1 protein-coding gene is annotated in these 653 nt (G+C 35.5%); it reads right to left on the bottom strand.

Annotated features, from left to right (window positions below):
* The coding region (locus tag ABD785_RS41170; RefSeq protein WP_344840352.1) for an IS110 family transposase at nt 1–653 on the bottom strand (653 nt) is incomplete at both ends.

Genomic DNA, 653 nt, shown 5'->3' with positions numbered 1-653 from the left:
ATAAGCTACAATGTTTTTTGTATGCCATTCGTAATCTTTTAGTTTTTGGCTTAGAATAAACATCTCACTCGATAGCTCATCTAAAGGTTTCGAAACACTCTCCCTAGCTGCATGGAGTAGTTTTTCGATAGTAGATTTCCGTATTTTAAGATTGTACTCTTTTGACAATCGGGATAAGCCCAATTCTCCTAGTTGTAGTACCTGAGAGGAATGTGGGAAGTTAGTCAAAATATATAGACTTGCTTTTCCCCAGAAATCACTAAAAATATGTTTAGTTTTCACTTTTCCGTTCTCGAGTGTACTGAAACCTTGATATTCACGCCATATTTGATCATGTATTGTCCGAATTTCCATCTTTATACGGGAACGTTTATTAATCTCACTTCTCCTGGCACGGGTAAGATGTTGAAGCTTCTTGTATTCTCCTTTTACTAACTTTGCATTCGTAGCTTTATTACCAATTAACGCTTCAGCTATCAAATACAAATCAATATCATCCGTTTTTGTATTAGTAAGATGTTGTTTTCTCTCTTCATTTGTAGAAGATGGGTTAATAATATGAACAGAGTATCCCATATCCGTAAGGATACGAACGATATCTTCATAATAATGCCCGGTTGCTTCAATACCGATAAACACTCTTTCTGCATGAC

The sequence above is a fragment of the Actinocorallia longicatena genome, assembly GCF_039534125.1.
GTDB classification, from domain to species: domain Bacteria; phylum Actinomycetota; class Actinomycetes; order Streptosporangiales; family Streptosporangiaceae; genus Actinocorallia; species Actinocorallia longicatena.
Note: the sequence above shows the minus strand (reverse complement) of the source record. Positions and strands in the feature narration are given on the sequence as shown.